Below are 4,528 nucleotides of genomic sequence, written 5' to 3'. Positions count from 1 at the left end.
CGGATATCGAACGCGCCGAAAAGATGCAGCGAGTGGAAGACCTGTACCGTCCCTACAAACAAAAACGCCGCACGAAAGCCGCCATCGCCCGCGAAAAAGGCCTGGCTCCATTTGCAGAGTGGCTGTTGAGCGGTCCAATGAACGGATCAGTCGAGACGAAGGCCAAGGAATTCCTTAATGAGGAAATGGAACTTGCTACTATAGAGGACGTTTTGGCCGGAGCCCACGAAATCATTGCCGAAATCATCAGCGATGAACCGGCCTACCGCGAACATATCCGCGAGTTCACGCGCAAAAACGGCCAAATCGTCAGCACCGCCAAGGATACCGAAAAGGATGAAAAGGGCGTCTACGAAATGTATTACGAGTTTTCTCAAGGCATTTCTTCGCTCGTTTCGCATCGCGTTCTGGCCATGAACCGCGGCGAAAAAGCCGGCATCCTGAAGGTCGTCGTTCTGATCGACGAAGAGAAAATCTTCGCTTATCTGGCGAAAAAGGTAGTGAAGAATCTGAAAAGCATTGCCGTGCCTTATCTGCAAGCCGCCTACGAGGACAGCTACCGCCGTTTCATCGGACCGGCCATCGAACGCGAACTGCGCAATGAATTGACTGAAGCCGCCGATGCGCAAGCAATCGATGTCTTCGGCGACAACCTGCGCAACTTGTTGCTGCAGCCGCCTTTGAAAGGCAAAGTTGTGCTCGGTTTGGACCCAGCTTACCGCACCGGCTGCAAACTGGCGATCGTCGATGCGACAGGGAAAGTGTTGGCGAAGAGCGTGATTTATCCGCATAAACCAGCCAACCAAGAAAAACGCGCCGCTGCTGGCCCGGCTTTCCGCAAAATGCTGGCGGACTACAAAGTGGAAATGGTCGCCATCGGGAACGGAACCGCCAGCCGTGAATCCGAGCTCTTCGTATCCGATCAGATCAAACAAGTCGCCGAAACCGTTTATTACGTCATCGTCAACGAGGCGGGCGCATCGGTCTATTCCGCCAGCGACATCGCTCGTGAGGAATTCCCTGATTTCCAAGTCGAAGAACGCAGTGCCGTCAGCATCGCCCGCCGTCTGCAGGACCCGCTTGCCGAATTGGTCAAAATCGATCCGAAATCGGTCGGCGTCGGCCAATACCAGCATGACGTTTCCCAAAAACAGTTGGGCGAACGCCTGGACTTCGTCGTCGAAACCGCTGTGAACCAAGTCGGCGTCAACCTGAATACGGCCAGTGCGCCTTTGCTGCAGCACATCGCCGGCCTGAATAAAACGATCGCGAACAACATCGTCGCTTTCCGTGAAGAGAACGGCGCCTTCGACAGCCGCCAGCAACTGAAGAAAGTGCCGCGCCTCGGACCGAAAGCTTTCGAACAATCGGTCGGCTTCATGCGCATCGCTGATGGCAAGAACATCCTCGACAATACCGATATCCATCCGGAATCCTATCCGGCCGCTAAAGAAGTGTTGGCGTTGGCCGGACTCAGCCTGAAGGACATCGGTACCGAACAAGCCCGCGAAGCGTTGGGATCCTTGGATCGCACCAAAGCCCGAGAAGTGACCGGACTAGGGAAAGAAACGCTGCAGGACATCATCGCCGGTTTGACCAAACCAGGCCGCGACCCGCGCGACGACATCGCGCAACCATTGCTGCGCCAGGACGTGCTCTCGATGGAAGACCTGAAGCCGGGAATGGAACTGCAAGGAACCGTCCGCAACGTCGTCGACTTCGGTGCCTTCGTCGACATCGGCGTCAAACAGGACGGCATGGTCCACATCTCGAAACTCAGCAACCGCTTCGTCAAGCATCCATCCGATGTGGTCGCAGTCGGCGATATCGTGACCGTCTGGGTCGATAATGTCGACACGAACAAAGGCCGTGTTGCCCTGACGATGCTGCCGCAAAAATAATGAGGAATAATTGATGAACGAACAAGAACTGCAGCAGTTGGTGGAGCGCATTTCAAGTACGGTTTTCCAGAAACCGTTCCGCCACCGCGCCACCTTCAACAGCCGCCTCAAGACGACAGGCGGGCGCTACCACCTCAACAGCCACAACCTGGATTTCAATCCTTTGGTGCTTGAACTGCACGGACCGGATGAGCTGGAAAAGGTCGTGAAGCACGAACTCTGCCATTACCATCTGCATCTGGACGGGCGGGGGTATCAGCATCGGGATGCCGATTTCCGAAGGCTGCTGAAGGAAAGTGGTGGGAGCCGGTTCGTAAAGGACCTTCGCCAAGTTGGAGAGGTTGCGCCGCCAAAATGGCTTTATGGTTGCAGTGCCTGCGGGCAGATGTATCCAAGGAAAAGAAGGATCAATCTGAAGAAGTATGTCTGCGGCAAGTGCAAGGGGAAGTTGAGGTTGAAGATAGAATAAAGAAGTGATCAATATTAAAAGCCCGGAGAATCTGAAAATAGATTCTCCGGGCCTTTTTGTGTATGAATTTAGGTGAATAGGGGCACTTAAGACATTAAAAAGCTGGGTTATGATAGGCTACAAACGAGGCTCTAATTTCATCGGGAGGAGTAATGAACTTTTAATCAATCCATCCCAAAAATCTTGAACCAAATCATCAAGCAAATTGTATTTATAAAGGGGAAGAATATCGATTGTCTTTGGAAATTCAAATTTCCGCTTTTCGAGACTTTCTGCGTGTTCTTTTCTTTTGACGTTCATCATGTAGGTGATTATGATCTTGCTATCATCAAATCCAATGCCCACCGTTTCCATTTCTACATCAACGATATTCTTAAGAAAAAGGGATTTGAAGGATGTCTTTTTGCCAATTGCTTTCCCTCCCAATATATAAGATAAATAGCAACATAAAAATATTTGCTGATAGTAATAGTATACTTCAATAAATCATATATGCGTATATTATATAAATAATAAAGGCAATACGTAATATACGTAATATGTGTAATATAAAGAAAAATCAGTAAGCAAACGTTGACAGAAAACCACTTCAAAAGTATAATGAAATAGTTAGTTTTGCGGTCATGGCGGAATGGCAGACGCGCCAGCTTGAGGGGCTGGTGGGAGTTACTCCCGTGGAAGTTCGAGTCTTCTTGGCCGCATAGGTATGACAAATTTAATAGGGTTCCTGACATCTCGCTGATGTTGGGAACCCTATTTTTTATTAAACAATTTTCTTAGTTACATACTGCTCTTTCCATCCTGCATATATCTGTTATAATGGCGGGGATATCTTTTTCCTGAAAGGTATCCATCTGCTTAAAATCTCAGAAAAGGAGTGATATATTTGAAACTACTGCACACTTTAAAACCAATAGCTGCCGTCATTGCGGGGAATATTATTGTTGCATTTGCGATTGCGGCATTTATCCTGCCGAAGAATCTTATCGCCGGGGGAACGACGGGTCTTGCCATTATTTTGAATCATTTTTTCGGGTTGAACATCTCTTTGGTCGTGTTGGTCTTCAATGGATTCATGTTTTTTGTCGGGGCAGCCTTGTTGGGCAAAAAGTTCGCCTTGACGACGATCCTGAGCACGATCATCTTTCCGACGTTCTTAACTTTTTTCCGGACGGTGCCTGCTTTGCAGGACATGACCGATGATATCCTGCTTTCGGCAATCTACGCGGGTATCCTCTGCGGATTGGGCGTGGGGCTGGTGTTTAAGGTCGGTGCTTCCACTGGCGGGATGGATATTCCGCCATTGCTCCTGAACAAACATTTCCGCATTCCGGTAGCGGTGGGGATGTATGCCTTCGATGTGATTTTTCTGCTGGTCCAGGCGTTCTTTTCCAGCATGGAACAGATCCTTTATGGGCTCATCATGGTGTTCTTGACATCCATCGTCATCAACAAAGTCATGGTTACCGGAACAAATAAGATGCAGCTTTTCATCATTTCCAAAAAGTTTGAGGAAATCAAAGAGGCGCTGCTGTATGTGCAGGATGTCGGTCTGACGCTGGTGAACATCGAAACGGCCTTTGAAGGGGTGCAGCAGCAAGCGGTGCTTTGCGTCATTGAGCAGCGGAAACTGTCCGCCATCAATGCCTTGGTCAACGACATCGATCCATTTGCTTTCGTGATCATCGGACAGGTCCATGAGGTCGCAGGGAAGGGCTTCACTCTGGAACGCCAATCCGGGCTTGTAGAATAATAAAATAAAGCAGAGGCAGCCTCGAAATGGAGGCTGCCTCTGCTTTATTGGTTTTTATTACACGACTAAAGTTGGTTCGTCGACAGTTCCGTTAGTGATTCAAGGTGGACAGTCGACAAACAGCGGAGGCGTCAACTGTTCTTCCTGCTCCTCAGCGTGAACAGTCAACAACTTCCGTTAGCGTCGGCTGTTCTATCTGCGTTTCTGCACGAACAGCCGACGCGCCCCGTTAATAACTAATTGGTCGGCAGCCGCTCAGTATCCTCTAACGGATTTTTTCGGAACTAACAATTGTGGGTTGGTCCTCGCGATGACCGCCAAGACCATAATCGTGAATGCGCCGGTCGCCAATGCGCTGGCGCCGTTCAGCGTGATCGAGTAGAACCATGCGCTCCAGCCTTCAGG

The 4,528-nt window shown here is 49.8% G+C and carries 4 protein-coding genes, 1 tRNA gene and 1 pseudogene; 4 read left to right on the top strand and 2 right to left on the bottom strand.

What is annotated here, in order from left to right; translation table 11 throughout:
• Together WBV27_RS11345 and WBV27_RS11340 are read left to right on the top strand one after the other, a co-directional pair.
• Positions 1-1,901: Tex family protein (locus tag WBV27_RS11345; RefSeq protein WP_424202138.1), on the top strand; the 1,901-nt coding region annotated here is incomplete at its 5' end.
• Positions 1,902-1,914: 13 nt separating this feature from the next.
• A complete protein-coding gene (locus WBV27_RS11340; RefSeq protein ID WP_424202136.1) occupies positions 1,915-2,370 on the top strand; it encodes a SprT family protein in 456 nt (151 codons plus the stop codon).
• A gap of 117 nt (positions 2,371-2,487) precedes the next feature.
• On the opposite strand, the pseudogene WBV27_RS11335 reads toward WBV27_RS11340, so the two are convergent.
• A pseudogene (locus WBV27_RS11335) lies at positions 2,488-2,784 on the bottom strand (hypothetical protein); the annotation flags it as partial.
• Positions 2,785-2,987: 203 nt separating this feature from the next.
• Here WBV27_RS11335 and WBV27_RS11330 point away from each other — a divergent pair.
• A tRNA-Leu gene (locus tag WBV27_RS11330) sits at positions 2,988-3,071 on the top strand.
• A 185-nt stretch (positions 3,072-3,256) separates the two neighbouring features.
• Positions 3,257-4,123 carry a YitT family protein gene (locus WBV27_RS11325; RefSeq protein WP_424202134.1) on the top strand — a complete coding sequence of 289 codons (867 nt, stop codon included), beginning with the start codon at positions 3,257-3,259 and terminating at the stop codon, positions 4,121-4,123.
• A gap of 255 nt (positions 4,124-4,378) precedes the next feature.
• On the opposite strand, the gene WBV27_RS11320 is transcribed toward WBV27_RS11325, so the two are convergent.
• On the bottom strand, positions 4,379-4,528 hold a 150-nt coding region (locus tag WBV27_RS11320), incomplete at its 5' end, for an energy-coupled thiamine transporter ThiT (RefSeq protein WP_424202140.1).

The sequence above is a fragment of the Trichococcus sp. genome, assembly GCF_049589555.1.
Taxonomy (GTDB): domain Bacteria; phylum Bacillota; class Bacilli; order Lactobacillales; family Aerococcaceae; genus Trichococcus.
The sequence above is the reverse complement of the archived record's forward strand: the minus strand, read 5'-3'. Positions and strand labels throughout refer to the sequence as shown.